At 73.1% G+C, this 26,823-nt stretch carries 25 protein-coding genes and 1 other RNA gene; 15 read left to right on the top strand and 11 right to left on the bottom strand.

Annotation, left to right across the window (positions count from 1 at the left end; translation table 11 throughout):
• Window positions 1-98 precede the first annotated feature (98 nt).
• Window positions 99-953, top strand: a complete 855-nt coding sequence (locus tag Q0994_RS07715; protein WP_299530695.1) for a PhzF family phenazine biosynthesis isomerase — start codon at window positions 99-101, stop codon at window positions 951-953.
• A 21-nt stretch (window positions 954-974) separates the two neighbouring features.
• On the opposite strand, the gene Q0994_RS07710 is transcribed toward Q0994_RS07715, so the two are convergent.
• Complete coding sequence (locus Q0994_RS07710) at window positions 975-2,009, bottom strand: hypothetical protein (RefSeq protein ID WP_299530693.1); 1,035 nt, start codon at window positions 2,007-2,009, stop codon at window positions 975-977.
• Between the two features lie 176 nt (window positions 2,010-2,185).
• Between Q0994_RS07710 and Q0994_RS07705 the strand changes: the two genes are divergently transcribed.
• The 4 genes from Q0994_RS07705 to Q0994_RS07690 all read left to right on the top strand — a co-directional run bounded on the left by Q0994_RS07705 (window position 2,186) and on the right by Q0994_RS07690 (window position 5,755).
• A complete protein-coding gene (locus tag Q0994_RS07705) occupies window positions 2,186-3,094 on the top strand; it encodes a glycosyltransferase (protein WP_363325535.1) in 909 nt (302 codons plus the stop codon).
• 211 nt (window positions 3,095-3,305) lie between these two features.
• Window positions 3,306-4,292: an ABC transporter ATP-binding protein gene (locus Q0994_RS07700; protein WP_299530691.1), complete on the top strand. Its 987-nt coding sequence runs from the start codon at window positions 3,306-3,308 to the stop codon at window positions 4,290-4,292.
• Window positions 4,289-5,266, top strand: coding sequence for an ABC transporter permease (locus tag Q0994_RS07695; RefSeq protein WP_299530689.1), 978 nt, complete (start codon window positions 4,289-4,291; stop codon window positions 5,264-5,266). Before Q0994_RS07700 ends, Q0994_RS07695 begins: the two co-directional genes overlap by 4 nt.
• A 45-nt stretch (window positions 5,267-5,311) precedes the next feature.
• Window positions 5,312-5,755 carry a GntR family transcriptional regulator gene (locus Q0994_RS07690; RefSeq protein WP_299530687.1) on the top strand — a complete coding sequence of 148 codons (444 nt, stop codon included), beginning with the start codon at window positions 5,312-5,314 and terminating at the stop codon, window positions 5,753-5,755.
• A gap of 22 nt (window positions 5,756-5,777) precedes the next feature.
• On the opposite strand, the gene Q0994_RS07685 is transcribed toward Q0994_RS07690, so the two are convergent.
• Window positions 5,778-6,029 (bottom strand): hypothetical protein, encoded by a 252-nt coding sequence (locus tag Q0994_RS07685; protein ID WP_299530685.1) that lies wholly within the window; start codon window positions 6,027-6,029, stop codon window positions 5,778-5,780.
• A 436-nt stretch (window positions 6,030-6,465) separates the two neighbouring features.
• Here Q0994_RS07685 and Q0994_RS07680 point away from each other — a divergent pair, with 436 nt between their 5' ends.
• Entirely contained in the window at window positions 6,466-7,011 is a 546-nt protein-coding gene (locus tag Q0994_RS07680; protein WP_299530683.1) for an NUDIX hydrolase, read from the top strand.
• Between the two features lie 111 nt (window positions 7,012-7,122).
• On the opposite strand, the gene Q0994_RS07675 is transcribed toward Q0994_RS07680, so the two are convergent.
• Together Q0994_RS07675 and Q0994_RS07670 are read right to left on the bottom strand one after the other, a co-directional pair.
• Window positions 7,123-8,433 carry a lipase family protein gene (locus Q0994_RS07675; RefSeq protein ID WP_299531317.1) on the bottom strand — a complete coding sequence of 437 codons (1,311 nt, stop codon included), beginning with the start codon at window positions 8,431-8,433 and terminating at the stop codon, window positions 7,123-7,125.
• Between the two features lie 1,785 nt (window positions 8,434-10,218).
• Window positions 10,219-11,094 carry a LysR substrate-binding domain-containing protein gene (locus Q0994_RS07670; protein WP_299530681.1) on the bottom strand — a complete coding sequence of 292 codons (876 nt, stop codon included), beginning with the start codon at window positions 11,092-11,094 and terminating at the stop codon, window positions 10,219-10,221.
• A gap of 383 nt (window positions 11,095-11,477) precedes the next feature.
• On the opposite strand from Q0994_RS07670, the gene Q0994_RS07665 reads away from it, so the two are divergent.
• The 5 genes from Q0994_RS07665 to Q0994_RS07645 all read left to right on the top strand — a co-directional run bounded on the left by Q0994_RS07665 (window position 11,478) and on the right by Q0994_RS07645 (window position 16,262).
• Window positions 11,478-12,659, top strand: coding sequence for an L-talarate/galactarate dehydratase (locus Q0994_RS07665; RefSeq protein ID WP_299530679.1), 1,182 nt, complete (start codon window positions 11,478-11,480; stop codon window positions 12,657-12,659).
• Between the two features lie 343 nt (window positions 12,660-13,002).
• Complete coding sequence (gene kdgD / locus Q0994_RS07660) at window positions 13,003-13,932, top strand: 5-dehydro-4-deoxyglucarate dehydratase (protein ID WP_299531314.1); 930 nt, start codon at window positions 13,003-13,005, stop codon at window positions 13,930-13,932.
• A gap of 331 nt (window positions 13,933-14,263) precedes the next feature.
• Entirely contained in the window at window positions 14,264-14,584 is a 321-nt protein-coding gene (locus Q0994_RS07655) for a hypothetical protein (protein ID WP_299530677.1), read from the top strand.
• Between the two features lie 175 nt (window positions 14,585-14,759).
• Window positions 14,760-16,019, top strand: a complete 1,260-nt coding sequence (locus Q0994_RS07650; RefSeq protein WP_299530675.1) for a GDSL-type esterase/lipase family protein — start codon at window positions 14,760-14,762, stop codon at window positions 16,017-16,019.
• Window positions 16,020-16,118: 99 nt separating this feature from the next.
• Window positions 16,119-16,262, top strand: coding sequence for a hypothetical protein (locus Q0994_RS07645; RefSeq protein WP_299530673.1), 144 nt, complete (start codon window positions 16,119-16,121; stop codon window positions 16,260-16,262).
• Between the two features lie 103 nt (window positions 16,263-16,365).
• Here the strand turns inward: Q0994_RS07645 and Q0994_RS07640 are convergent, their stop codons facing one another.
• The 3 genes from Q0994_RS07640 to Q0994_RS34135 form a co-directional block, all read right to left on the bottom strand.
• Entirely contained in the window at window positions 16,366-19,038 is a 2,673-nt protein-coding gene (locus Q0994_RS07640) for a peptidoglycan recognition protein (protein ID WP_299530671.1), read from the bottom strand.
• A gap of 394 nt (window positions 19,039-19,432) precedes the next feature.
• On the bottom strand, window positions 19,433-19,768 hold the full coding sequence (locus tag Q0994_RS07635; RefSeq protein ID WP_299530669.1) for a hypothetical protein: 336 nt from the start codon (window positions 19,766-19,768) through the stop codon (window positions 19,433-19,435).
• Window positions 19,716-19,898 carry a DUF6879 family protein gene (locus tag Q0994_RS34135; RefSeq protein WP_363325534.1) on the bottom strand — a complete coding sequence of 61 codons (183 nt, stop codon included), beginning with the start codon at window positions 19,896-19,898 and terminating at the stop codon, window positions 19,716-19,718. Before Q0994_RS34135 ends, Q0994_RS07635 begins: the two co-directional genes overlap by 53 nt.
• Between Q0994_RS34135 and Q0994_RS07630 the strand changes: the two genes are divergently transcribed.
• Window positions 19,845-19,976: a hypothetical protein gene (locus Q0994_RS07630; RefSeq protein ID WP_299530667.1), complete on the top strand. Its 132-nt coding sequence runs from the start codon at window positions 19,845-19,847 to the stop codon at window positions 19,974-19,976. The genes Q0994_RS34135 and Q0994_RS07630 overlap by 54 nt on opposite strands.
• 53 nt (window positions 19,977-20,029) lie before the next feature.
• Here the strand turns inward: Q0994_RS07630 and rnpB are convergent.
• Window positions 20,030-20,432, bottom strand: an RNA gene (gene rnpB / locus Q0994_RS07625) — RNase P RNA component class A.
• A 454-nt stretch (window positions 20,433-20,886) separates the two neighbouring features.
• Here rnpB and Q0994_RS07620 point away from each other — a divergent pair.
• The 3 genes from Q0994_RS07620 (at window position 20,887) to eda (ending at window position 23,448) form a co-directional block, all read left to right on the top strand.
• On the top strand, window positions 20,887-21,684 hold the full coding sequence (locus tag Q0994_RS07620; RefSeq protein WP_299530665.1) for a GTP pyrophosphokinase family protein: 798 nt from the start codon (window positions 20,887-20,889) through the stop codon (window positions 21,682-21,684).
• A 184-nt stretch (window positions 21,685-21,868) separates the two neighbouring features.
• Window positions 21,869-22,669: a peroxide stress protein YaaA gene (yaaA, locus tag Q0994_RS07615; protein WP_299530662.1), complete on the top strand. Its 801-nt coding sequence runs from the start codon at window positions 21,869-21,871 to the stop codon at window positions 22,667-22,669.
• Window positions 22,670-22,800: 131 nt separating this feature from the next.
• Window positions 22,801-23,448 (top strand): bifunctional 4-hydroxy-2-oxoglutarate aldolase/2-dehydro-3-deoxy-phosphogluconate aldolase, encoded by a 648-nt coding sequence (gene eda, locus Q0994_RS07610; RefSeq protein ID WP_299530659.1) that lies wholly within the window; start codon window positions 22,801-22,803, stop codon window positions 23,446-23,448.
• Window positions 23,449-23,686: 238 nt separating this feature from the next.
• Here eda and Q0994_RS07605 read toward each other — a convergent pair whose 3' ends face one another.
• The 3 genes from Q0994_RS07605 to Q0994_RS07595 are packed head-to-tail and all read right to left on the bottom strand — an operon-like array spanning window position 23,687 to window position 26,678.
• On the bottom strand, window positions 23,687-25,102 hold the full coding sequence (locus Q0994_RS07605; protein ID WP_299530656.1) for a bifunctional RNase H/acid phosphatase: 1,416 nt from the start codon (window positions 25,100-25,102) through the stop codon (window positions 23,687-23,689).
• Window positions 25,102-25,845, bottom strand: coding sequence for a zinc ribbon domain-containing protein (locus Q0994_RS07600; protein ID WP_299531311.1), 744 nt, complete (start codon window positions 25,843-25,845; stop codon window positions 25,102-25,104). The genes Q0994_RS07605 and Q0994_RS07600 overlap by 1 nt, the downstream gene beginning before the upstream one ends.
• Complete coding sequence (locus tag Q0994_RS07595; protein WP_299530654.1) at window positions 25,842-26,678, bottom strand: Nif3-like dinuclear metal center hexameric protein; 837 nt, start codon at window positions 26,676-26,678, stop codon at window positions 25,842-25,844. The genes Q0994_RS07600 and Q0994_RS07595 overlap by 4 nt, the downstream gene beginning before the upstream one ends.
• Window positions 26,679-26,823 lie beyond the last annotated feature (145 nt).

Here is a 26,823-nt window from a genome sequence, read left to right as displayed (position 1 = left end):
GAGCGGCGGGGGCGGGCGGACGGCCGGTCCCGCCCCCGGAGCGCCGACGGGACCACACCGGCGGGAATGGAGCCGCGCCCCCGCCGGTTGGCTCCGGCATGAGCCACTCCACCGGGACCGAGATCCTGCGCTACACCGCCTTCTCCACCGACCCCTCGGGCGGGAACCCCGCCGGGGTCGTACTCGACGCCTCCGGGATGGACGACGCCGCGATGCTCGCCGTCGCCGCTGAGCTGGGGTACAGCGAGACGGCGTTCGTCACCCGGGCCGCCGGGGAAGTCCCGTACACGGTCCGCTACTTCAGCCCCAAGGCCGAGGTGCCGTTCTGCGGGCACGCGACGGTGGCCACGGCGCTCGCCCTGGCGGAGCGGGACGGTCCGGGCGAGCTGGAGTTCCGTACGCGGGCGGGCACCGTGCCGGTGTCGGTCGCCCGGCGGGACGGCGGGTTGCGGGCCACCCTGACCAGCGTCGAGCCGAGCGTGGCGGAGATCGGGGCGGACGACCTGGCCGAGGCGCTGGCCGCGCTGGACTGGCCGGCCGCCGACCTCGACCCGGCGCTGCCGCCGAGGATCGCCTACGCGGGCGCCCGCCACCTGGTGCTGGCGGCCGGGAGCCGGGAGCGGCTGGCCGCTCTGGACTACGACTTCGCCCGGCTGGAAGCCCTGATGCACCGGCTCGACCTGACCACGCTGCAACTGGTGTGGCGGGAGTCGGCCGACGTCTTCCACGCCCGCGACCCGTTCCCGGTGGGCGGGGTGGTCGAGGACCCGGCGACCGGCGCGGCGGCCGCCGCCTTCGGCGCGTACGCCAGGGAGTCGGGGCTGGTGCCCGAGGACGCCGTGCTGACCCTGCACCAGGGCGCGGACATGGGCCGTCCGGGGACGCTCACCGTCGAACTGCGGGCGGGCGACCCGAGGGTGCGGGTCAGCGGCACGGGCACGCGGATCGGGTGAACCGGACGGCCCGGCGGCGCGTCAGCCCGCGTCGGGCGTCCGGGGCGGGTCCACGTGCGCGAACCAGCGGTCGGCCTCCTCGGGTTCGAGGGGCCGCTCCAGGACGAGTTCGCCGCGCATGCCGGGCAGCAGCCGCCCGGCCGGCCAGGTGCGCTCGTAGGGGGGCGGGTCGAGGACCAGCAGGCGTACGCCGTCGACGACGGGGATGTCCTGCGGGGTCCCCTCGTTCCCCAGCCAACTGCCGTCGGGCGCGACCAGGTTGAATGCGCCCACGGTGGGGACCTCGCCCTGTTTGTCCCGGCAGACCGCGGCCTCCTGCGGGGACGGGACGCGCCCGTCGAGGTGGCCGCCGCCGACCAGCGCGTCCGCGAGCAGGGTGTGCAGTTGGAAGGTGTCGCCGAGTCCGGACATCCGCAGGGCGTAGCCGGTGCGGCTCGGCCGGTGGAGCACGACGAGCGGCTCGTCGTCGAGCACCCGGAGCGCGTGGGTGAGGAAGGGGAACGCGTGCCCCGACTCCGCTTCGAGCCGGCCGACGCGCTCCAGCAGCTCGCCCTTGTCCGGCAGGGCGGCCCGGACGCCGGGGTCGTTGAGCAGGGCCACGCAGGCGCGTTCCCAGTCCGGCAGGGTCCACCACCCGAGGGCCGCCTCCTCGCCGGCGACCGCGACGCTCTCCCCGTCCGGGCCGTCGCCGTCCGGGGCGGGGAACGCGGCGGCGAAGTCCCCGCCGCCGGCCGCCCGCTTCGCGGCGAACTCCTCGGCCGCCGCCAGCGCCTCCCGCAGCCCGGCGAAGACCCCGGGGGCGCACCGAGCGGCGTCCGCGCCGCGCTCGACACAGCCTCCGACGAGCACGGCGACCACGGCGCGCGGACCGGGCGGGACGTCGGGGAGCACCGCGGCCAGCCGCGGGGCGCCCTCGACCAGCTCGGTCTCGGCGGCCTGCCCGAAAGTCTCCTGGAGGCGGTCGAACGCCTTCCGGGACCGTCTGGCGTCCCGGCCGAGGACCGCGGCCTCGAAATCGGCCACCGCCGCGTCGAACCGGTTCTTACCGAACATCATTGCGCCAGCCTACCGAGGCACGGCGGGCGGGCCGGGCGGCGACGGCGACACCCGGCCGGGTCGCGGCCGATCCGGGGTGAACATGAGATGATCCCCGCCCGGCCGGGCGGAGTCCTCCGGGCGAACTGCCGGAGCGTACGATCCCGGACACCTCATCCGAGCACGGGAGTTCCGCCTTGACCCTCACAGCACCACGCATCGGTGTGTCCATCGTCACGATGGGAGACCGCCCGGAGGCCGTCGAGGCGCTGCTCGCCTCGGTGGCGATGCAGGACGTCCGGCCCAGCCGGCTGGTGATCATCGGCAACGGCACCGCCCTGCCCGATTACACCTCCTTCCCCGGCCTCGCCGACCTGGACGGCGGGGTGACCCTGATCGAGCTCGACGAGAACCTGGGCTGCCCCGGCGGACGCAACGTGGGGCTGGCCCGGCTCGCCGAGCTGGGCGACGTGGACGTGGTGGTGGAGCTGGACGACGACGGCCTGCTCGTGGACGCGGGCGCGCTGCGCACGGTGCGGGACCTGTTCGCCGACGACGACCGGCTCGGGATCGTCGGCTTCCGGATCGCGGACGAGCACGGCGAGACGCAGCGGCGCCACGTCCCCCGGCTGCGGGCCTCCGACCCGATGCGGCGCGGGCAGGTCACCGCGTTCCTCGGCGGCGCGCACGCCTTCTCGCTGCGGATGCTGGCCCAGACCGGCCCGTGGCCCGCCGAGTTCTTCTTCACGCACGAGGAGACGGACCTGTCCTGGCGGGCCCTGGACGCCGGTTGGAAGATCCTCTACGAGCCCGGACTGCTGCTCCAGCATCCGAAGACCTCGCCCGCCAGGCACTCCGTCTACTACCGCATGACCGCCCGCAACCGGGTATGGCTGGCCCGCCGGAACCTCCCGCTCCCCCTGGTGCCCGCCTACCTCGGCGTCTGGGCCCTGCTCACCGCCGTCCGCACCCGGTCGGCGCCCGGCCTGCGCGCCTGGGTGAGCGGCTTCGCCGAAGGTGTCCGCACCCCGTGCGGGCCGCGCTCGCCGATGCGCTGGTCCACCGTCTGGCGGATGACGCTGCTCGGCCGGCCGCCGCTCATCTGACCGGCCGGCCCACGGCCCTCCCGCAGCTCGGCGCCCCCGATCGCCCGGACCCCACGGTCCGGGCGATCGCGCGTTTCCGGGCTTCCGGGCGGTCCCTCACGCATGCCTGCGGCACGGGCCGCGGCGCGCCCATCGCGCCGGGGACCGCTTGACAGGCTTTCACCCTCGACTCCATCATTCCATTAATTGACTCATGGAATCGAGGCGAGGCGTGACGCACACGACCACACCGGACGGCCCCCCGGAGACATGGGCCCTGGAAGCACGCGGCCTGGGCAAGCGCTACCGGCGGGGCCGGGCCCTGGACGACTGCTCCTTCCGCCTCCCGGCCGGGCGCGTCTGCGGCCTGGTCGGGCCCAACGGCGCCGGGAAGAGCACCCTGCTGGGGCTGGTGTCGCGGCAAGTGGCGCCGACCGAGGGCACCCTGCACGTGTTCGGCGTACCGGTGGACGACCCCGCCGTCATGCCGCGGTACGCCTTCCTCGGCCAGGACAAGCCGCTGTTCAAGCGGTTCACGGTGGCGGAGACGCTGCGGATGGGCGCGGAGCTGAATCCGGGGTGGGACGCCCCGGCGGCGGAGCGGATCGTGCGCTCGGGGAACGTGCCGCCGTCCGCGCGGATCGGCACCCTGTCCGGCGGGCAGCGCACCCGGGTGGCGTTCGCGCTGGCCTTCGGGAAGCGGCCGGACCTGCTGCTGCTCGACGAGCCGATGTCCGACCTCGACCCGCTGGCGCGGGACGAGATGAGCACGCTGCTGATGGCGGAGGCGGCGGAGCGCGGCACCACGGTGGTGATGTCCTCGCACATGCTCACCGAGCTGGAGGACATGTGCGACTTCCTACTGGTGCTGGCCGACGGCCAGATCCGGCTCGCCGGTGAAGTCGACGCGCTGGTCCCGGCGCACGCCCTGGTGACGGGGGTGGCCGTGGACGGCGGGCCGCCGGCCTCCCTCGCCCGGCACACGGTGATCGAATGCCGCGTCCAGGGACGGCAGTTCCAGGCCCTGGTGCGGCCGTCCGGTCCGCTGGACGGAGCGTGGCAGTCGGTCGAGCCGGGGCTGGAGGAAGTGCTCCTCGCCCATCTCCGTTCACCCGACGCTCCCGCCCTCCACACCCCCGGGGCCCGGGTCGGCCCCGATCCCGCACCCCGCGCCGGGTCCGGGACGCTCCCCGAGGCCGAAGGGATCCGCACCTCATGACCACCACCCTCACCGACGCGCCCGCGCCCGCCGCCCGCACCGGCAAGCGCGGACTGCTGCACGGGCTGACCTGGCTCGTGGTCCGCCAGCACCGCGCCGCGCTGTACTGCGTCCTCGCGCTGACCGTCCTCGGCGCGGCCGCGGTGCTCCAGCTCCGGCACGAGATGATCGAACTGCTGGACGCGGCCGGCTGGCCCGGCAGGCAGCCGGTGGACCAGGTCAACGCCTCGCGGGTGTACGACTGGCTCACTCTCCTGTTGGGCTCGCTGCCGGTGATTCTCGCCGTCTTCCTCGGCGCCCCGCTGATCGCGGGCGACCAGGAGCAGGGCACCGCGCAGCTCGTCACCACCCAGTCGGTGCCCCGCCGCCGCTGGCTGATCGCCAAGCTGGGCCTCGCCCTCGCGGTGGCGCTGGTCTCCGGCACCGTCCTGTCCGCCCTGTTCACCTGGTGGTGGAAGCCGTACCGGACCGTCTTCGGCGGCGCCTGGCTGGACGGCGCGATCTTCGACAGCACCGGACCCGTGCTGCCCGCACTGTGTCTCTTCCTCACCGCCGCCGGGATCACCGTCGGCGTTCTCACCCGCAGGGTGCTCGCGGCGATGACCGGGACGTTCGTCTTCTCGGTGGTGGCCCTGGGCGCGTGGGACTACGTCCGGCCGATGCTCGCGCCGCACCGCACGTTCACCTACCCGCTCGACGGCCCGCTTCCCGACCGGTTCGCCCAGGCGCAGGAGATGGACCGCTGGATCGCGTCCGCGGACGGCACGCTCTACGGCTGGGGCCTGTGCGCCAAGCCGACCGAGGCCGCGGCCGAGGCGTGCGTCAAGGAGCACGGCATCGTGAACAGCGTCATGGAGTACCTGGACTACGACCAGATGCCGGCGATGCAGTGGACCGGCGCGGGCGTCCTGCTCGCCGGGACCGTGCTGCTGACGGTGTTCGTCGTGTGGCGCGCCTCGCGCCGCCCGCTGTGACGGCGGACGCTCGCGTATACGTAAAATTCGGTAGTCGAGCGGAAGGTGAACGCAGTGGTCATGTTCCGGATCGACCGGCGCAGCGGAGTCGCCACCTACGTCCAGATCGTCCGTCAGGTCGAGCAGGCGCTGCGGATGGGCGTGCTCCGGGAGGGCGACCGGCTGCCGACGGCCGCGCAGGTGGCGGCGGCGACCAAGGTCAACCCGAACACGACACTGAAGGCGTACCGGGAGCTGGAGCGGGCGGGGCTCGCCGAGGTGCGGCAGGGCGCGGGCACCTTCGTCACCCGGTCCCTGGCCCGGCCGGGGGCGGGCCCCGGCTCGCCGCTGCGCCGGTCGCTGGACGCGTGGCTGGAGCAGGCCCGCACCGAGGGGCTGAGCGGCCACGACGTGCAGGCGGTGTTCCGTACGGCCTACGAGGCGGCGTACCCGGAGGCCGGGACGGAGACCGGGGCCGGAACGGAAAACGGGTCCGGCGCGGGCCGGTGACCGGGCCGGGGCCGCTTCCGCGTCACCCTCGGGGCGCCTGCGGGGCGTGTCCCGGATAGTCGGGGTCGTCCTCGGCGGTGGGAAGCGCGCGGTGGCCCTCCGAGTGGTCGTTGACCCAGCCGCACCCGGGGCAGGCGTACCGCCCGTCGAGGCCGGCTATCAGCGTTCCGCACTGCCGGCACTCGGTGTAGGTGACCTCGGGGCCCGTCACCGCTTCGGTGGCGGCGCCCGCGCCGTTCCCGCCGGGCGCGCGCCGGGCGCTCTCACTGTCCATGGGGTCAGGCTACGCGGGGCGCGCACCACTCCACGGGCCGTCTACGGGCTCCCGCCGACGGCGGGAGCCCGTCCCCGTGCGCCCGGAGGGGTCGGTGCCGGACGGAGTCGGCACGTCCCGCCCACCGAGCCGGGTGCTCCCACCCGCGGAGCCGGTGCGTCCGCCACCGGTCCGGGGCGGGGTGAGTCGCCGGGATACGGGTGCGTACTACGCCGGACGCTGTAGTCGCACGTATGCGGACGGCAAATATTCCGCGAAAATGTCAACGTCCCACAGCCTGCGGCCGTTGGGCCGTTCACCTGTCCGTGCGTGGCCGCCCCGGCCCGGTGCACACCTCCCGGCCGCTCGCGGAATCACACGGCTTCCCCGCACGAAGTCCAGGCACCCGACCGGGCGCGCGCCGCACCCGGCCCCGACTACGTCACCAGGTGATCCGATGCCCATTCCGCAGGACCACATCCGAAGAACGCTCGTCGAGTACGCGCAGGCGTACCCCGAGGAGAGCCCCGCGCTCGCCGTCCTGCACGAACTGCTGGACGAGGGGGCCGAGGTGACCAGCCGGAGCGAACTCCGGGCGCACGCCACGGCGGGCGCCATCCTGGTCAACGACAGCGGGCAGGCCCTCTTCGTCCGCCGTCTCGACCTCGACCGGTGGCTCACCCCGGGCGGTCACGTGGAGCCGGGCGACATGACGCTGATGGGCGCGGCGCTGCGCGAGCTCATCGAGGAGACCGGCGTGCGGGTGAGCATGTCCCCGGTGGACCACCGGCCCGTCCACATCGACGTGCACCTCGTCCCGGCCGACGAGACGAGTGGCGAACCGGAGCACCGGCACATCGACTTCCGCTTCCTGTTCCGCACCGGCGGCACGGACCCCTACGGGCCGGCGGCGACCGGGGAGTCCGACGACCGGGCCTGGCGGGCGATCGACGCCCTCCCGGACGAGCGACTGCGGCAGCGGGTGCGCGCCGCCCTCGACTGAGCGCGCGGATGCCCGCCGTACGGGACCGGTGAGGGGTCCGGTACGGCGGGCGGTCGGTGTGCGGAGCGCCGTCGTCGGCCGCGAGGTGCGCGGCGGACGTCGGCGGCCGGGTCAGGGCTGGACCGGCATGGTCCAGCAGTTGGAGGCGACGGCCTTGCCGGACAGCCGGTCGGTCAGCCAGGAGATGGCGTCGCCCTGGTCGGTGAGGAGCGGCACCAGGTGGTTGGTGACGATCTTGTCGCCGAGGTTCGGCAGCACGACCGGCTTGTAGGTGACGTTGGCGCCCTTCTTGCACCAGTCCACGGCGAGTTGGCGCGCCTGCGCGTGCCCGACGATGTCGTCCTGGGTACCGGTCGCCAGCCGCACCGGGGTGGTCGGCTTCAGCCGTCCGATGCGCTGGCCGTCCAGGAAGGTCTGGAGCTTCGGCTCGCGGGCGATGATGTCGGCCAGCGAAGAGCCGTCGTTGGTCCACTTGGTGCTCTTGGTGAAGCCGTAGCCCAGCAGGGCGTCACCGATGCACATGGTGGAGAGGTCGGCCAGCGCCGCCTTCCCCCTGGCGTTGATGTTCGCGTCGAGGATCGGCTTCAGCGACGGGTCGGTCTGCACGAAGCCGTTGATGGACCAGCCGAGGGCGCCGGCCAGCGCGCTGCCGTCGATCCCCTTCATCACCGCGGTGAGGTCGGCGGGGGGCGCGCCCACGTAGCTGCCGACCAGGTTCACGTCGGGGGCGTAGCTCGGCTGGAGTTCGGCCGCGGCGCCGGTGGCCCCGCCGCCCTGGCTGTAGCCGTAGAACCCGACCCGTGAGGAGGCGTCGACGGACGCGCCGGTCACCGAGCGGGCGGCGCGGGCGGCGTCGAGCAGGGCGTGCGCCTCGTCGACCCGGTTGACGTAGGTGTGCAGCCGGTCGGTGGCGCCGAAGCCGACGTAGTCGGTGACCACGACGGCCGCGCCGGAGGCGAGCAGGCGGTAGACCGCGATGTCCTCGTAGCCGACGGACAGGGTTTCGAGGCTCACGGTCAGGGGGTGTTCCAGCGCCAGTGAGGGGGCGCACTGGTCGCCCTGTCCCATGGTGCCGGAGGCCACGGCGACCAGCGGCCGGGGGCCGCCGCCCCGCCAGGCCGCGGAGGGCTCGATGTACGCGCCGGTGACCGCCACCGGGGCCCCGGTGGTGTCGGTGGACTTGTACATCAGGCGGGTGGCGGTGCCGGGCAGCGGCCCGTGGGAGCCGGGCAGGCTCAGTGCGAGCGGGAGGTGCTCGGTGCGGATCAACGCACCGTTGCGCTCGGGGAGTTCGGTGGGCGGGTTGTAGAAGGACGGGATGGTCACGCCGCGCGATACCACCTCGGCGGACGTCCCGTCGGCGGCGACGGCCGGCGCGGCCGCGGCTGCGATCCACAGGGCGGCGACCACGGTGGCGGCCAGCGCGCGGACGCCGGGCGCCCCCGGCCGGCCGGGGGCGGCCCGCACCGCACCGTCCCGGCCCGCGGGGGTTCTGCTCTCGTGACGCCGACGGAGGGTCTTGCTCGGTCGTCCCACGGCTCTCTCCCTCAACTTGGTCCGACTCGACGCCGTCCGGCGCGCACCGGTCCCACCGGCGCGCGCCGGACTGGCTCGACGCGATGTGAGGGGAAGCTAACACCGGACCCTTACCGGGGGTAACTGACCGGTAAGTTACGCTCCGGTAACTCTTCGGCGCGCCATGCCGGAGACCGCTGCCGACCGCACGCCGGTGCGCCCCGGCCGGAAAAGAGTTTCCCGTGTGCTTTCGAAGCGAATAGGCGTGAAAATCCCGCGCCGCACGAGATGTCGGCGCATTCGGCGCATTCACGGTATTCGGTGTACGGCAGAATGCGGCGATGATGGAAAAGGCCGGTCGCGCACGTCACGGCGCCGCAGCCGGGCCCCCGGTGCGGGCCCCCTCCGCACGGCCACCCGCATTCTCGGGCCGCCCCCTGTTTCCCGGAATGCGCGATACCCCGTTCCGGCTGTCGGCCACCTGCCGAACCCGCCTCCGCGTCCGCCGCGACGCGTATCGGCGGGCGGCGCCGTCCCGGGACCCGGCAAGCACTCCGCATCGGGAAAGTGCCTCCGACAGCGACGGGAACAGCCGCCTCGGGGGGTTCCCGCTCTGCTGTGCGGAGGCACTTCCCCTCTCATGGGTCCTCGCATCGGGCACCCGTCTCGCGGAAACGCGCGGTCAGGCGGGGATGCAGAACCCGATCTCGGCCAGGACATCCCTGATGAGTTGCTTCAGGTACTCCGGGGCGGGCGGGTCACCGGGGTCGCCCTTGGGGCCCCGGGGGCCTGCGGGGCCCACGGCTCCCTCGGGGCCGGGGTCGCCCCGGAGGCCCTGCGGCCCCCTGGGGCCGGCCGGGCCTTCCCGGCCGTCGACCCCCGACGGCCCGTGGGCACCGGGTTTCCCGTCCCTGCCGTCCCTGCCCGGCTGACCGTCAAAGCCCTTGGCGCCGACGGGGCCTTCGGGACCGGGCGGGCCACTCGCGCCCTCCGGCCCCACCGGCCCCTCGACGCCTCGTGGCCCTTGCGGGCCGGGCGGGCCCTCCGGCCCCGGCTCCCCCACCGGACCCACGGGCCCGGTGGCACCGGCAGGTCCGGCAGGACCGGGGCAGCCCGTGCGGCCACTCGGACCCCGTGGTCCCGGTGGCCCCTGGGGGCCCGGTGAGCCCTGAGGACCTGCGGGCCCCTGCGGGCCGCACGTCGGATCGACCACTTCGGTGGCGGAAGGCTGTGGGCCCACGGGTACGTTCTGTGTGGGTAATGGCGATTCTGCGAGCGTGGGTGTGGGAGCAGACGCTGAGGTCATACCGCCTCCAGACGTTCATCGCACCCGTGAGGTGCGCCGGGTGGACACCGTCCCGCCGCAGGTGTGCGGCGGGACGGCTCGACGGGAACCGGGAGCGAGTGGCCGCATGTACCGCCGGAGCCCGAACTGCGGCTGAGCCATCGTCTTCCATTCCCGCACGGAATATGCCCTGCATTCCATTTGGGGTAACCGCACGCAAGGGTGATGGAAAAGTAGTATTTAGGGGCACATTTTATTGAACCGGGACAGAACTGAATTCCCGTAATGATTTCCGTCCGCGCCCCTGTCGCACACGTCGGGTCGCCCGAGGTGGCGGCGGGCGTCCGAGGACGGGCACACCGCACGCCGGCAGGAGTGGCCGGTCCCCCGGCGGGCCGGCCTCCGGCTCACACGTGCCGGAGCAGGGCGTGCAGCGCCGGGTTGTCGTTGTTGGCGCGCCAGACCAGGTTCAGCTCGACCGGCTTCGGTCCGGGGAGCGCGAGCGGCTTGTAGACGACCCCGTCGAACCGCATCTGCGCGGCGGCCTCCGGCACCAGGGCGGTGCCCCAGCCCGCGTTGACCATCGCCAGCAGGGAGTGCACCTGACTCAGGTACTGGGTGAAGACCGGAGTGACCTCCGCCGCCCGGAAGATGCTGATGAGCAGCTCGTGGAAGTACCGCGCCTCGACCGGCGAGTACATCAGCACCTCCAGCCCTTCGAAGTCCGACACCCGCAACTCGCCCTCGCGGGAGGCCAGCGGATGCCCGACCGGCAGCGCGGCCAGCAGCCCCTCCCTGGTCGCCGTGCGGGTGACCAGGTCCGGGCCGGTGCCCGCCGGGCGGATCACCCCCAGGTCCAGCGATCCTTCGGTGAGGGCCTCCACCTGGTCGCGGCTGACCATCTCGCGCAGCACCACCTCGGTGCGCGGCATCGTCCGCCGGGCGACCGACAGGAGCGCACCGAGGGCGGAGTAGGCGCCGGCGGCGGTGAACCCGATGGCGAGGGCGCCCGCCTCCCCGGTGGACACCTGCCGGACGGCCAGCGCGGCGTGCTCGGCCTGCCGCAGGATGCGGCGCGCCTCGTTCAGGAACGCGCGGCCGGCGGGGGTCAGCCGCACCGATCGGTTGGTCCGGTCGAGCAGTTGCACCCGCAGATCGCTCTCCAGGAGCTGGATTTGACGGCTCAGCGGTGGCTGGGTCATGCGCAGGCGCTCCGCGGCCCGTGTGAAGTGCAGTTCTTCCGCGACGGCCACAAAACTGGAAAGCTGGGCGAGGGTGAACAACGATGCTCTCCAGGTATCGACGCATGCAAAATTTATGTTGGACTTGGATCAATCGCCGACCCTAGCGTCAGTCGCAGCCACCAGCGAGCCCCACCGGAACAGAGCCCCGCCGCATGCGACAGCGGGGCAGGGGCCCGCCTCCGTACCGGGAGCCGCACCATGCCCCAGCGAACACCGGCCGCATCCGGGGCCCCGGCCCCGTCGGACACGAGCCCCGCGCCGTGACACGCTCCGGCCGCAGGCCCCGCCCCCGCCCGGACCAGAACGACAGCACCCCGCACGCGGCGGACGGGCGCGGCACCGCCCCGCACGGGCGGCCGGCGGCCCCGGCCCGGCCCGGCGCGCCCTCGACCGCATCCGCCTCACACCCCCAGGGACACGACGTGGCCACCTCGACGTACACGACCACCCACCCCGCCCAGCAGGCCGGCGAGGCGACGCTCGACAGGATCTCCTGGCTGCGCGTCTCCACGGTCGCGCTGCCGCTGGCCACCCCCGTCAGCGACGCCAAGGTCCTCACGGGCCGCCAGAAGCCGATGACCGAGGTAGCGTTCCTCTTCGTCGAGCTGGAGACCGAGCAGGGCCACGAGGGCGTCGGTTTCAGCTATTCCAAGCGGGCGGGCGGGCCGGGGCAGTTCGCCCACGCCAAGGAGATCGCCGACAGCCTGCTCGGCGAGGATCCCAGCGACATCGGCAGGATCTGGACGAAGCTGGTGTGGGCCGGGGCCTCCGTCGGGCGGAGCGGTCTGGCCACCCAGGCGATCGCCGCGTTCGACGTGGCGCTGTGGGACCTCAAGGCCAAGCGGGCCGGGCTGCCGCTGGCGAAACTGCTGGGCGCCCACCGCGACTCGGTGCGCTGCTACAACACCTCCGGCGGCTTCCTGCACACCCCCACCGACCAGGTGCTGGACAACGCGAGCGCCTCCCTGTCCAGCGGGATGGGCGGCATCAAGATCAAGGTCGGCCACCCCGACGGCAAGCAGGACCTGCGCCGGCTGGCCGCCGTGCGCGAACACATCGGCGACGACGTGCCGCTGATGGTCGACGCCAACCAGCAGTGGGACCGGCCCACCGCTCAGCGCATGGGCCGCGCGCTGGAGGAGTTCGGCCTGGCGTGGATCGAGGAGCCGCTCGACGCGTACGACGCCCAGGGCCACGCCGCACTCGCCGCCTCCCTGGACACCCCGATCGCCACCGGCGAGATGCTGGCCAGCGTCGCGGAGCACTACGAGCTGATCCGCCACCACGCGGCCGACATCATCCAGCCCGACGCCCCGCGGATCGGCGGCATCACCCAGTTCCTGAAGCTGGCCGCGCTCGCCGAGCACCATCACCTCCCGATCGCCCCGCACTTCGCCATGGAGATCCACCTGCACCTGGCCGCGGCGTACCCGATCGAGCCGTGGGTCGAGCACTTCGACTGGCTGGAGCCGCTGTTCAACGAGCGGACGCACATCGAGAACGGCCGCATGCACGTCCCCTCGCGCCCCGGCCTCGGCGTCACCCTCAGCGACCAGGCCCGCGCATGGACGGCCGGCGACTTCGAGGCAGGCCACCGCCGCTGACCCGGAGCGGCCCGTCCACGCGGCCACCGCCGCTCCCCCGTTCGTCCGCCGTGGCAGGGGGGCGGCGGCACGAACCCGGCGCGGAGACGAGGGGGGCGGGGGGCGGCGGGAAACGTGCGGGAGGCGGGGCGGCCGGGTGGGCGTGCGGGACGACCTCGCGTCATGCTCAGCTTGTATCAGTCCATGCGAAAACAGTGTTGGACCGGCATCACTGACGGGTCGTACGGTCCTGAGCAGTGGCCCGCCGCCGGTCGGCGCGGCACCGAGATCCGCCGGGGCTCCCGGACCCGCGTCCGTCTCCCCCGCATCCCACCAGCCCGCCCACCTCAGGAGCATGACGCAGATGACCTCCTTCTCCCCGGCAGAACTCGGCAGCCGCATCGGTTCGGGACTGCTGTCCTTCCCCGTCACGCACTTCACCGCCGACCTCGCCTTCGACGAGGACGCCTACCGCGCGCACATCGACCACCTGGCCCGTCACGACGTGGGAGGCCTCTTCGCCGCCGGCGGCACCGGCGAGTTCTTCTCCCTCACCCCCGACGAGGTGGAGCGGGTCGTCACCGCCGCCGTGCAGGCCGCCCCCGCGGGCACACCGATCCTCGCCCCGGCCGGGTACGGCACCCGTACCGCGATCGAGCTGGCGCGCGCGGCCGAGCGCGCCGGCGCCCACGGCATCCTGCTCTTCCCGCCCTACCTCACCGAGGCGGGCCAGGAGGGCCTGGCACAGCACGTCGAGGCGGTCTGCCGGGCCACCTCCCTCGGTGTCATCGTCTACAGCCGGGCCAACGCGGTGTACACCGCCGACACCCTCGCCCGGATCGCCGAGAACTGCCCGAACCTCATCGGGTACAAGGACGGCGTCGGCGACATCGACGCCATGACCCGGATCCACACCCGGCTCGGCGAGCGGCTCACCTACATCGGCGGGCTGCCCACGGCCGAGATGTTCGCCCTGCCGTACCTCGAACTCGGCGTCACCACCTACTCGTCCGCCATCTTCAACTTCCTGCCCGAGTTCGCCCTGGAGTTCTACGGGGCGGTGCGCGGGCGCCGGCACGACACCGTCGTCAAGCTGCTCAACGACTTCGTGCTGCCCTACACCTCCATCCGCAACCGGCAGGCCGGCTACGCGGTGAGCATCGTCAAGGCCGGCATGACGGCGGTCGGCCGCACCGCCGGTCCGGTCCGTTCGCCGCTGACGGACCTGACCCCGGCGGAACTGGCCGAGCTGACGGCCCTGATCGAGGGCCTCCCGCACCCGAAGGCGGGCTGAGGCGGGACCGACCGGGCCGCCGGAGGGTCAGGACCCGGCACCGGTGCCGTACGGGTCACCCGCCCGAGCGGCACCGGGCCCGCCGCCGCACGGTCCCCGTACCCCACGCGGCGCCCCACGCGTCACGCAGCGCGGCGCCACCGCATCCCCCGTGCCGCCCCCTCCGGCGTCCCCTGCGCCTGCCTCTTCGGCTCCCTCCGGCGTTCCCCCGCCGTCCCCAACGATCCCGCGACGGCCGGGACCCGGTTGCGTCACGGAATCCTCCCGGCGGCACCGCGCACCCGTCCGGCACGGGATGATGATCACCACACCGACCATCCCTGGGGGGACCATGCGCATCCGCACCACCGCCGCCGCTTTCGTCACGGCGGCCGCCCTGTTCACCACGCTCACCGCCTGCGGCGGCGACAGCGACGGCGGCGGCGCCAAGGAGACCAAGGCCGACCCGGCCGCCTGCAAGACCGCCATGGCCGCCGCCTTCGACAAGACCATGACGTCCGAGGCCACCGGCGAAGAGGAGCAGGGCCTCCCCGAGGCCTGCGACGGCATCGACGACAAGACCGCCGAGAAGCTCGCCCGCGAGGTCACCGCCGAGTGGATGAAGAGCGACAAGGCGGACCAGGACGTCGTGGTGGGCGACTCGGTCGACTGATCCCGCGCGAGGGCTGCCGGGCGGGACGTCTGCCCGGCCGCGCCGGCCGGGCCTCGCATCAGGCACGGCCGAGGCCGCGCGGCCACCCTCCTCCCCGCCCGCTCCCCGCACGGACTCCACCCCGCACTCCACCGGGTCACGTGCACCCACCACCGGCTCCGGGCAGGCTGGGGGCATGAACGCGCAGAGCGACGACGACGTCCCCGGCCGCACCCTCGGGAGAGGCGGGATCCCTGGTCCTGGTGACGGAGCCGGCGACCGCCCCGACTCGACCGGATGGTTCACCACCTCGCTCGGCGCTGCGTTCGTGCGTGGTGCCGTCGAACTGGAGGAGACCGAGCACGGGTTGCTGCCGCACCGGTTGCCCGCGTGGGCGCGAAGGCAGTTCCCGGACGGGCAGTTGGCGATGGTGGAGGCCCAGCCGTCGGGGGTGCGGGTGGTGTTCCGGACCCGGGCCACCGCCGTCGAGCTGGACGTGCTGCCGACCAAGGTGATCTACGAGGGGACTCCGCCGCGCCCGGACGCCCTGTACGACCTGCTGGTCGACGGACGTCTCGCCGGGCAGGCCGCGGCGACCGGCGGCCGGGTGCTGGCCGTCGACATGACGACGGGGTCCACGGTCACCCGTCCCGGACCGGTCGGTGCGGTGGGGTTCGACGGTCTGCCGGACCGCCTGAAGAACGTCGAGATCTGGTTGCCCTACCAGGAGGTCACCGAACTGGTCGCCCTGCGCACCGACGCCCCGGTCGAGCCCGCATCCGACCACGGCCGCAAGGTGTGGGCGCACCACGGGAGTTCGATCAGTCACGGGTCCGACGCCGAGAGCCCCACGACCACGTGGCCGGCGCGGGCCGCGTCCCTCGCGGGGGTGGAGCTGATGAACCTGGGCTTCGGGGGCAGCGCCCTGCTGGACCCGTTCACCGCCCGCACCCTGCGGGACACGCCCGCCGATCTGATCAGCCTCAAGCTCGGCATCAATCTGGTCAACACCGACCTGATGCGGCTCCGCGCGTTCGGCCCGGCGGTGCACGGTTTCCTCGACACCGTCCGCGAGGGGCACCCGACCACACCGCTGCTGGTCGTGTCGCCCGTGCTGTGCCCGATCCACGAGGAGACCCCCGGCCCGTCGGCCCCGGACCTCGACCGGTTCGGGGAGGGGAAGATCAGCTTCGTGGCCGCCGGCGACGCCTCCGACCCCACCCGGCTGACGCTCGGCGTCATCCGCGCGGAACTCGCCAGGATCGTCGGACTGCGGGCGGCCGACGACCCGCACCTGTCCTACCTCGACGGCCGCTCCCTGTACGGCGAGGAGGAGTACGCCGAGATGCCGCTGCCGGACGACATCCACCCGGACGCCGCCGCCCACCGCCGCATGGGAGAGAACTTCGCCGCGCTGGCCTTCGGCTCGGGGGGCCCGTTCGCGGCGGCCCGCTGAGACGGGGCACGGTCCCGGTGCCCCCTCCGCCGCACACGGCAGGCTGAAGAATCCGAGGCCAACTCCCCGTAGTCCGAAGCGTTCTGGCAGCCGGACTCCGTGGTGATCGGCACCGTCGTACGGATGGTGGGCGACCACAGCACTCCGGACGGCCTGCGCGTCGGCGACGGGTACACCATCCGGTCCACGACCGCCGGGGAGGTGGCGGCGCACAACCGGCCGCACGGCCGATCACGCCGCTGACGACCGGTCCGGGCGACCACGCGCGTGCGGGGCGCCGGGCTCGGCCCGGCGCCCCGCACTTCCTGCGGTCCATGCCTACGTCACCGCATGCGGACCGACCGCGTCACTTGCGGAAGTACCCGGTGATGTCGGCGATCAGGTCGAGGCTTCCGGCGTTGTTGTAGAAGCTGACCTTCCCGTTCACCACCGGCACCACCACCAGGTTCGGAACCGTCTGCCCCTTCACCACGTTCAGGTTCGACGCACTGGTCCGCGTCGTCCCGTCCGGATACACCGACACGTAGCTCGTGGCCGACACGTGCGTGGCGGTCACGTTCAGCACCACCGCGGTGACACCGCTGGCCGGAACCCCGTTGACGCCGGCGACCTGAAGGGTCACCACGCCCGCCGGTCCGACCTGCGCCGCCGGAACGCCCAGCCCCTCACGCGTGTCCATCACACGCTTCGGACCCAGGTTGATGTGGGACGCACCCTCGTCGCCGGAGGTGAAGTACCCGGTGATGTCGGCGATCAGGTCGAGGCTTCCGGCGTTGTTGTAGAAGCTGACCTTCCCGTTCACCACGGGTACCACCACCAGGTTCGGAACCGTCTGGCCCTCCACCACGTTCAGGTTCGACGCACTGGTCCGCGTCGTCCCGTCCGGATACACCGACACGTAGCTCGTGGCCGAGACACGGGTGGCGGTCACGTTCAGCACCACCGCGGTGACACCTTCGGCGGGGACGTCGTTGACGCCGGCGACCTGAAGGGTCACCACGCCCGCCGGACCGACCTGCGCCTTCGGCACACCCAGCCCTTGGCGCGTGTCCATCACACGCTTCGGACCGAGGTTGACGTGCGAGGAGCCCTGCCCGTCCGAGGTGAAGTACCCGGTGATGTCGGCGATCAGATCGAGGCTTCCGGCGTTGTTGTAGAAGCTGACCTTCCCGTTCACCACCGGCACCACCACCAGGTTCGGAACCGTCTGGCCCTCCACCACGTTCAGGTTCGACGCACTGGTCCGCGTCGTCCCGTCCGGATACACCGAGACGTAACTGGTCGCCGACACGTGCGTGGCGGTCACGTTCAGCACCACCGCGCCCACCCCGGTGGCGGGAACCCCGTTGGCGCCGGTGACCTGGAGGGTCACCACGCCCGCCGGACCGACCAGGGCCTTCGGCACTCCGAGGCCCGAGCGGGTGTCCATCAGCCGCTGCGGGGTGACGGGGACGAACTTCTTCGGTGCGGGAACGCTGACGTTCTCCGCCGCCGTCGTGGTCGTCTTACCGGACTGGTGGTACGCCTTCACGGTCAGCTTGTGCGCGCCCGGCACGGAGAGCGTGGTGGACGCGGTGCGGGCGTTGCCCGCCACGGTGGTCACCACCTGTCCGTCCGCGAGCAGTTCGAACTTGCTGATGAGCGAACTGGGTGTGGTGGTGGCCCACTTGACCGAGACCGGGCCCGGTGTCTCGTAGCCGGAGTCCACGGCGAAGGCGCCGCCGCCGACCGAGGAGACCGTGAAGCCCTGCACCGGCCCCGCCGCCAGCGTCCGGATGGCCGGGAGCTGGGGGTAGAGCTTGGTGCCCGGGCACTCGGTGTTGAAGCCGTCCCGGTGGCCGGAGATCTGGTTGAAGGTGTACGACTGGCCGGCGACGAACTCCTTGCCGGCGTAGTTCTTCTGGGTCGCGCCCGCGACCAGCGTGGTGGTGCCGGCCGGATTGCCGCCGTACTGCCCGAGCTTGTACGCGGCCATCCGCGCGGTCGACTCCAGCGCGGCACTCGACGCCGCGGTGCTGGTGTAGTCGCCGATGATCGCGACGCTGGTCGACTCGCTGTTGAAGCCGTAGGTGTGCGCGCCCATGACGGGCTGGTCGATGCCGCCCTGGCGGCCCTCGAAGATCTTCCCGCACTTGTCGACCAGGAAGTTGTACCCCAGGTCGCGCCAGCCGTTGGTCTTCACGTGGTAGACGTGCAACGCCCGGACGACCGCGGCCGAGTCGGCGCAGTCGTAGGCGGCGTTGGTGGTGTGGTGGACGAAGACCGCCTTGATGACGCCCTTCTCCAGGTAGATCGGGCCCTCGTCGTTCAACGACTCGTCGGCGCCCCATTCGGCGCGGCTGACGACCGGCGGCTGCGGCACGGTCGACGGCGGGCCCGGGTCCACGGCGGCGTCGGTCGCCGTGCTCGTCGTCGCCGCTCCGGACGCGGTGGTGGAGAAGGCGGCGGTCCGGACGTCCCCGGCCGTGGCCGCGGTGCTCTTCCCGCCGTCGGCGTCCGGGTCGACCATGTCGAGCCGGAGTCCCGCCGGCAGCACGCCGGAGGCGGCGCCGTCGCTCACCCGCACCTCGGCACCGTTCGAACGGCCCACCCAGACCGGCTCGGTGGAGCCGCGCTCCGCCGGGCGGTCCCCGTCGAGCCCCGGCACGTACGGCTCCAGGGTGACCCAGTCGGACCAGGCGCCCGTCTCCGCGCTGCGGGTACGGGCCTCGATGGTGCCCTTGATCTCGGCGTCCGCGTCGGGCCAGGACACGCCGAGCATGTCGAAGGGCTCGGTCGCACGACGCGAGAGCACGGCTTCCCCGTGTCCTTCGGCCGTGAGCGCGAGCTTGTGCACCTCGCTCCTGACCGGCCCGTCCGCCTCGCCCCGGGCGGCGTACGTCCCCGTCCCGTCGGCGGTCGCCCCCGCGCTGCGCGGCTCGGCGGCAGCGGCGCCTCCTGCGGCACTCTGCAGTCCCAGCACCGCCAGAACTCCGAGCGCGGCGGCCACAGCCGTCCCGCGTGCTCGTTTCAGTCTCAAGATCCCCCCTCGATGAACATGGCCTCACAGGCAACCGGAACACCAGTCGCCACATGTACTGACCACAGAAAACCCGGAATGGTTCGTTCCGTTCCCGAAAAGTTCAGACTGTTGTGGCTCGGCGGTGGGACGTTGCCGGCCGAAGAGGGCCGAGACATGCCGACTCCCAGCGGGCGCCCGGCTACGGAGCAGTCGCGGGGACGAACAGGGACGACACGCCGGCAACCCACGCACGAAGAGGGCCAGGAGGGCCGGGAGTCGCAGCCGGAGCACACCCGGTTCGTTCCGGTCCCGGTTCCGCGTCCGTACGTCACCCGGGTCCACGCGTACCTCGCCGCGCTGCCGGGACCGCGACTGCCGCGACTGCCGCCCCTCCCGTCGCCTCTCCTCGCGGCTACTCCTCGCGCGCCCGCCACCCCTTGAAAGCCATCGGCGACGTGGTGGCCCCGTAGGGCATCAGTCCGTCTCCGAAGCGGCGCAACTTCCCATAGGCGGACTTGAGTTCCCCCTCGGTACCGAACGTGCCGAAGCCGACGGCGAGTTCCATCACGTCCTCCACGGTGATGACCCTCAGATCGTGCCCGGCCGCCATGGCCTGACCGCCCTGGCCGTCGATGGCGACCAGCACCTCGTGCCCCTGGTCCCGGTGGTGCACACCGTGGGCGACCACGACCGCCTCACCGAGGTCCTTCGGCTCCCGCAGCGCCTCTTCGAGTGGGCGGCCCCGCACCTCCTCGAACAGCCCTGTAGGGCCCGTCCTCGTTCGGGACTGAGTAGTCGTCCCTCAGCTCCGAGTGGAAGGCGTCGTGCGCAAAGCTCTCAAAGAGCTGGTTGCGCTCGTCGCTGGAGATCAGCTCCACGCGGTTTTCTCCAGCAGCGTGATGATCGCGGCCTTCGAGAACGCCGGGGGTCTCCTCAGAGGGAAGGCACCCCTCTGACCCACAAACATGCAGGTCAGAGGGGGTACAGCCCTCTCAAGAGAGGGGTACGACAGACGAGTCCAGGCTGTACGCCGGGTTCTGTCGCCCGGTCGCCTCGCGGCGGCCGGGGAGACGGCCATCCATCTAGGACCGGCATTGCTGCCGGCCTCCTGCGGTCTACCCGCGAACTCGGGCGGGCCGCCCTCGAACGTTCGCGCAGGGCCGTCTCGCGACGGCCCCTCTTGACCTTGCTCCGGGTGGGGTTTACCTAGCCGCCTGAGTCACCTCAGGCGCTGGTGGTCTCTTACACCACCGTTTCACCCTTACCCGGGACCTGGGTCCCGGGCGGTCTGTTTTCTGTGGCACTGTCCCGCGAGTCACCTCGGGTGGCCGTTAGCCACCACCCTGCCCTGTGGAGCCCGGACGTTCCTCGGGGAGATCCGGAGATCCCCACGCGGCCGTCCGCCCGGCTCGTCTGCCGTGCAGCCATCGTACCCGGCGCCGGGGACCCGTCCGTTGCCGCGCCCCCGTCGGCCTCCGTCGCCCGCGTACCCCGCCCGCCCCCGTCGTCCACCAGCGCGTACGCCGTCGCGGCACGGCCTTGGCCTTGCCGCGCAGCGGCACCGAAGCGTCGGCGCCGGACACTGCGGGGGCCGCCCGCCGGCTGCGTGGACCGACGGCGGAGGAGGGCGCTGCCCGCATCAGCCGCGCCGACCTCGCCACCTTCACGCTCCGGGCCGCACGCGGCACCGGGCGGAGGCGGGCGCAACGCGGTGATCACGCCCCGAGCAGCATCGACCGGACGCCCGGACCGGGTGGCCGGTCGCCGGGGATACGCCCCCGGTGCGACCATGAATCGTCAGGTATGTGCTCCGGCTATGTGCTCCGGCTATGTGCTCCGGCGCAACCGCGGAGAGGAGCAGCCCTCATGGGTGACCCGACGCAGCAGCCCGCATCCGCCGCGGCGGAGCCGCCCGGACCGGCGGACGTGGCGTTCGCGCGCCGTATCCGCAAGGACTTCCAGCGCATCCAGATGGAGCACGAGTTCGCCATCGACGAGGTCCTCACCAAGGTGTCGATCCTGCGCAAGGAGTTCCTGCACCTGCACCGCTACAACCCGATCGAGCACGTCGGCTCCCGGCTCAAGTCCCCCGAGAGCACCCTGCAGAAGGTCGTACGCCTCGGCATCGACCCCACCCCGGAGGCGGTCCGGGCCCACATCCACGACATCGCCGGCGTCCGCATCACGTGCAGCTTCATCGCCGACACGTACCGGGTCCTCGATGCGCTCACCGCGCAGACCGACGTCAAGGTGCTCCGGCTCAAGGACTACATCGCCCACCCGAAACCCAATGGCTACAAGAGCCTGCACGCGTTGATCGAGATTCCGGTGTTCCTCAGCACGGGACCGGTTCCGGTACAGGTCGAAGTGCAGGTCAGGACCATCGCCATGGACTTCTGGGCCAGCCTGGAGCACAAGATCTATTACAAGTACGAGGGCCGTGTGCCCGACGACCTCGTCGCCAGCCTGACCGAGGCCGCGCACCTCGCGGAGCAGCTCGACCGGCGGATGGAGGAGCTGCACACCACGGTGCGCGGTACCGGGTGGGAGCGTACCGGGGGCGACGCTCCGGGGCTCGACGAGGAGACGCTCGTACGGCTGTGGGCGAGCAGCCGGGAGAACGCGGACGGCGGGAGCGGCACCACGAGGCCGGCAACGGACTGAGCCCGGGGCCGGTCCGGCGGTGGCCGCCACAGCCGCCGTCGGGTCGTGCGCGGCGGTGGGCGGCTCCGCCCGGGGGAATTCCGGCCCGCTACGGGCGGGCGTGGCGGCCGGGGACGCGGGGCGCGGGGCGGTGCCTGCCGGGCCCGTAACCTTGGTGTTTCCCGCTGTACGAAGGAGAACCGCTGTGCTCGTGCTGTTGCCGCCCTCCGAAGGCAAGGCCGCCCCGGGGCGCGGGACGCCGCTCAAGCTGGAGTCCCTGTCGCTGCCGGGTCTCGCGGAGGCGCGGGCGACGGTACTGGACGCATTGGTGGAGCTCTGCCTCGGGGACGCGGGGAAGGCGCGTGAGGTGCTGGGGCTCAGCGAGGGCCTGCGGGGCGAGGTCGCCAAGAACGCCGAGCTGAGGACCGCGCCGACCCGGCCGGCCGGTGAGATCTACACCGGCGTGCTCTACGACGCGCTGGACCTGGCGACGCTCGACGCGGCGGCGAAGAGGCGGGCGGCGAAGTCGCTGCTGATCTTCTCCGGTCTCTGGGGTGCGGTGGGGGTGAGTGACCGGATTCCGTCGTACCGGTGCTCGATGGGCGTGAAGCTGCCGGGGCCGGGTGCGCTCGGCGCGTACTGGCGTACGCCGATGGAGTCGGTGCTGCCGGAGGCGGCCGGCGACGGCCTGGTGCTGGACCTGCGTTCCTCGGCCTACGCGGCGGCTTGGAAGCCCACGGGCGAGGTGGCGGGGCGGACGGCGAGCGTGCGGGTGCTGCACGCGCAGACCGTGGACGGGGTGGAGAAGCGCTCGGTGGTCTCCCACTTCAACAAGGCGACCAAGGGCCGGATGGTCCGGGACCTGCTGGTGGCGGGCGCCCGGCCGAAGGGGCCGGCGGAGCTGGTGGAGGTGCTGCGGGACCTCGGCTACACGGTCGAAGCGCGGCAGCCGGCACGGGCGGGGCGGCCGTGGGCGCTCGACGTGGTGGTGACGGAGATCCACTGAACGGCCCGAGCGCCCGCGCCGGGGGTTCGGCGGAGATCGAGAGGGCCGAGCAGAGGCCGCAGAGAAGCGGCGCGTTGCACCCTGCGCAACGCGCGTTGCACAGGACGGCGGCGCCCCGGCAGGATGGGCGCATGACCTCCTCCGCGCCCCTCGCCGCCTCCCACGTCTCCGTCCTGGATCTCGCCCCGGTCGTGCCCGTCGTCGTCCTGGAGGACGCGGCCGACGCGGTACCGCTCGCCCGCGCCCTGGTGGCGGGCGGGCTCCCGGCGATCGAGGTGACTCTGCGGACCGGCGCCGCGCTGGACGCCATCAGGGCGATCGCGGGCAACGTGCCGGAGGCCGTGGTCGGCGCCGGCACCGTGATCTCCACCCGCAACGTGGCGGAGACCGTCGAGGCGGGGGCGCGGTTCCTGGTCAGCCCCGGCTGGACCGACACCCTGCTGGACGCGATGAAGGCGTCCGGCCTGCCGTTCCTGCCGGGCGTCTCCTCCACCTCCGAGGTGGTGGCCCTGCTGGAGCGCGGGGTCAACGAGATGAAGTTCTTCCCGGCCGAGGCGGCCGGGGGCACCGCCTATCTGAAGGCGCTCGCCTCCCCGCTGCCGCAGGCTCGCTTCTGTCCCACCGGCGGCATCTCCCTGGCCTCCGCCCCGTCCTACCTGGCCCTTCCGAACGTCGGCTGCGTGGGCGGCAGTTGGATGGTCCCGGCGGACGCCGTCGCGGCCAAGGACTGGGCGCGCGTGGAGCAGCTCGCGGCCGGAGCGGCCGCGCTGCGCGGCTGACCGCCCCGGGCCCGGAGTCCGCGAACACCCGGTCGGAGGGGCGCCGTTCGGCGATTGCCCGCTCCCCGCACGGGCAGGAGTGGGCGCGCGGACCGGAGCCGGCCGCGCGCACCAGGGATGCCGGCATGGGCAGAGTGGGCGGCGCAGGCCGGAGTACGGCCGCGGACCCGAAAGGACTCACGCGGACCGGAGTTGCCCGTCCGGGCGGAGTTGCCCTCCGGTCGGCCGCGCGCCCGGATCAACCCCGCAGGTGCGAGGTGCCGTTGAGGAGGCGGACGGAGGCGTTGCCGTCCGCGTAGTACGCCACCGTGGACAGCGAGGCCGCCGACAGCTCCATCCGGAACATCGAGTCGGCCGGGGCGCCCAGCGCCAGCCGGACCAGGGTCTTGATCGGGGTGACGTGGGTGACGACGAGGACCGTGCGACCGGCGTGCCGGGCGGCCAGCCGGTCGCGCGCCTCGGCGACCCGCAGGGCGACCTCCACGAAGCTCTCGCCGCCGCCGGTGGGCGCGGCCTCCGGGTCGGACAGCCAGGTCGTCAGATCGGAGGCGTACCGCTCGCGCACCTCGCCGAAGGTCAGCCCTTCCCACGCGCCGAAGTCCGTCTCGCGCAGGCCCTCGTCGATCTCGACGTCCAGTCCGAGGCGGGCCGAAACCGCCGCGGCGGTCTCGCGGCAGCGGCGCAGCGGCGAGCTGACGATGACGTCGACGGTGCGGTCGGCGCCGAAGTGGTCGGCGGCACGGGCGGCCTGCTCGCGTCCGGCCGGGGAGAGTTCGGGGTCGGTGCCGCCGCTGCCGGAGAACCGCTTCTCCGGCGTCAGCACGGTCTCGCCGTGCCGCAGCAGATGGAAGACGGCCGGCTCGCCCATGTCGGGCGCGGCACCCCAGCCCACCTGCGGGGTGACGGTACCTGCCTGCGGGTTGACGGCCCCCACCCGCGGGGCCACGGTCACGGCGGGGGCGGTCCCGGCCTCCGTGTCGGCGGTCGCCGGCTCGGCGGCGTCGGCGCCCGGGGTGCGGGCGGCCGCGAGTGCCGCGCGGACCTTCGCCGCGCCGGCCGCCGCGTCGCCGGGCGGGCCGGTGGGCGCGTCGTAGACCTCGCCCGTCAGGCGGTCCGGGTCGGGCGTGCCCGCGGTCGCGGGACCGGCGGCCCCGCCGGAGTCCGGGCGGAGGGTGTCGAGATCCGCGGTCGAGGACGACGGCTCCCAGGGCCGGCCGCGCTTGCCCGCGTCCATCGCCTCGTTGGCGAGCCGGTCGGCATGCTTGTTCTTCTCGCGCGGGATCCACTCGTAGCTGACGGACGAGGCCGGGAAGATCCGGGCCGCCTCCGCCGCGAGCGGCTTCATGTCGGGGTGCTTGATCTTCCAGCGCCCCGACATCTGCTCCACCACCAGTTTGGAGTCCATCCGTACGCGCACCTCGACGGACGCGTCGTCCACGTCCTCGGGCAGCAGGTCCCGGACGGCCCGGAGGCCGGCGACGAGTCCCTTGTACTCGGCGACGTTGTTCGTGGCGACGCCCAGGTACGCGGCGCGCTCGGCCAGGGTGGTGCCGGTGAGCGGGTCGAGGACGACGGCGCCGTAGCCGGCGGGCCCCGGGTTGCCCCGGGAGCCCCCGTCGGCCTCGACGACGAACCGGTGGGGAGCGGAGGACATCAGATGCCGGAGTCCGAGGTGCGGACGAGGATGCGGTGGCAGTTCTCGCACCGCAGGACCGTGTCGGGCGACGCGGCCTTCACGTCGTTGACCTCCGTGATGTTCAGCTCCAGCCGGCAGCCCTCGCAACGGCGCTGGTAGAGGCGGGCGGCGCCGACCCCGCCCTGCTGGGCGCGGAGCTTGTCGTACAGCTTCAGCAGGTCGGCGGGGATGACCTCGGCGACGACGGAGCGGTCCTTGGTGACCGTCTCCACCTCGGCGTCGATCTCCGTCAGCGCGGCGTCGCGGCGGGCGGTGGCGTCGTCGACCTTGGCCTGCACGGCGGCGACCCGCTCGGTCAGCTCGCCCACGCGCTCCTGGGCGGCCTCGCGGCGCTCCATGATCTCCAGGACGACGTCTTCGAGGTCTCCCTGACGCTTGGCGAGCGAGGTGATCTCGCGCTGGAGGTTCTCCAGGTCCTTGGGCGAGGACACCGCTCCGGAGTCGAGGCGCTGCTGGTCGCGGACGGCGCGCTGGCGCACCTGGTCGACGTCCTGCTCGGCCTTGGTCTGCTCGCGGGTGGTGTCGCCCTCCTCGGTCTGGGAGGCGACCAGCAGGTCGCGGAGCTGGGCGAGGTCGCTGTTGAGGGACTCGATCTCGGCGTGCTCGGGCAGCGAGGCGCGCTTGTGGGCGAGCTGCGAGAGGCGTACGTCGAGGGCCTGGACGTCGAGGAGTCGGATCTGGTCGGCGGGCGCGGCGTTCAGTTGGGGGCTCCAGAAGAATGGTGGGTGGTCCAGGGGTCGGTGACCTGCTTCGAGACGTGGACCCGCAGGTCCCATCCCTCGCGGTCGGAAATCGCGTCGAGCTGGGCCGCCGCCTGCTCGCACCAGGGCCACTCGGTGGCCCAGTGCGCGGCGTCGACGAGGCCGAGCGGCGAGTGCTGCACGGCCTCGGACGCCGGGTGGTGGCGGAGGTCGGCGGTGAGGAAGGCGTCGACGCCCGCGGCGCGCACGGCGTCTAAGAGGCTGTCGCCGGAGCCGCCGCTGACCGCGACCGTACGCACGAGTGCGTCCGGGTCGCCGGCGAGCCGGATGCCCTGCGCGGTGGCGGGCAGCCGGGCGGCGGCGCGGGCGGCGAAGTCCTGAAGGGTCTCGGGGTGGTCGAGCGCGCAGATCCGGCCGAGGCCCCGGCGGCCGGCGGGGTCGGTGGTGTCGGGCACCAGGGGGCCGGTGATCCGCAGGTCGAGCGCACCGGCGAGGGCGTCGGAGACACCCGGGTCGGCGGTGTCGGCGTTGGTGTGCGCGACATGCAGGGCGACGCCCCGCGAGATCAGGGTGTGCACCACCCGGCCCTTGAAGGTGTCGGCGGCGACCGTGGTGGTGCCCCGCAGATACAGCGGGTGGTGGGTGACGATCAGCTGGGCGCCGAGCCGGACCGCCTCGTCGACGATGTCCTGGACCGGGTCGACGGCGAACAGGACGCGGTCGACCTCCGCGCCCGGGTCGCCGCAGACCGTGCCGACCGCGTCCCATGCCTCGGCCCGGTCCGGGGGCCAGAGGGCGTCGAGGGCGGTGATGACTTCAGACAGACGGGGCACGGGGCAAAGGCTACCTGTACCGGGTGCCCCGCCGGTCATGCCGCCGGACGCGCGCACGGAGACCGACGGGCGGTCACCGTGGGTCATGTCCGGCTCGCCGGTCCGGCCCGCCGCGCGGACGCGCCGGACGGGCGGAACCGCAGGT

Origin of the sequence: uncultured Streptomyces sp., from assembly GCF_947488945.1 — a bacterium.
Lineage (GTDB): Bacteria > Actinomycetota > Actinomycetes > Streptomycetales > Streptomycetaceae > Streptomyces.
This window is presented reverse-complemented; position numbering and strand designations above follow the sequence as displayed.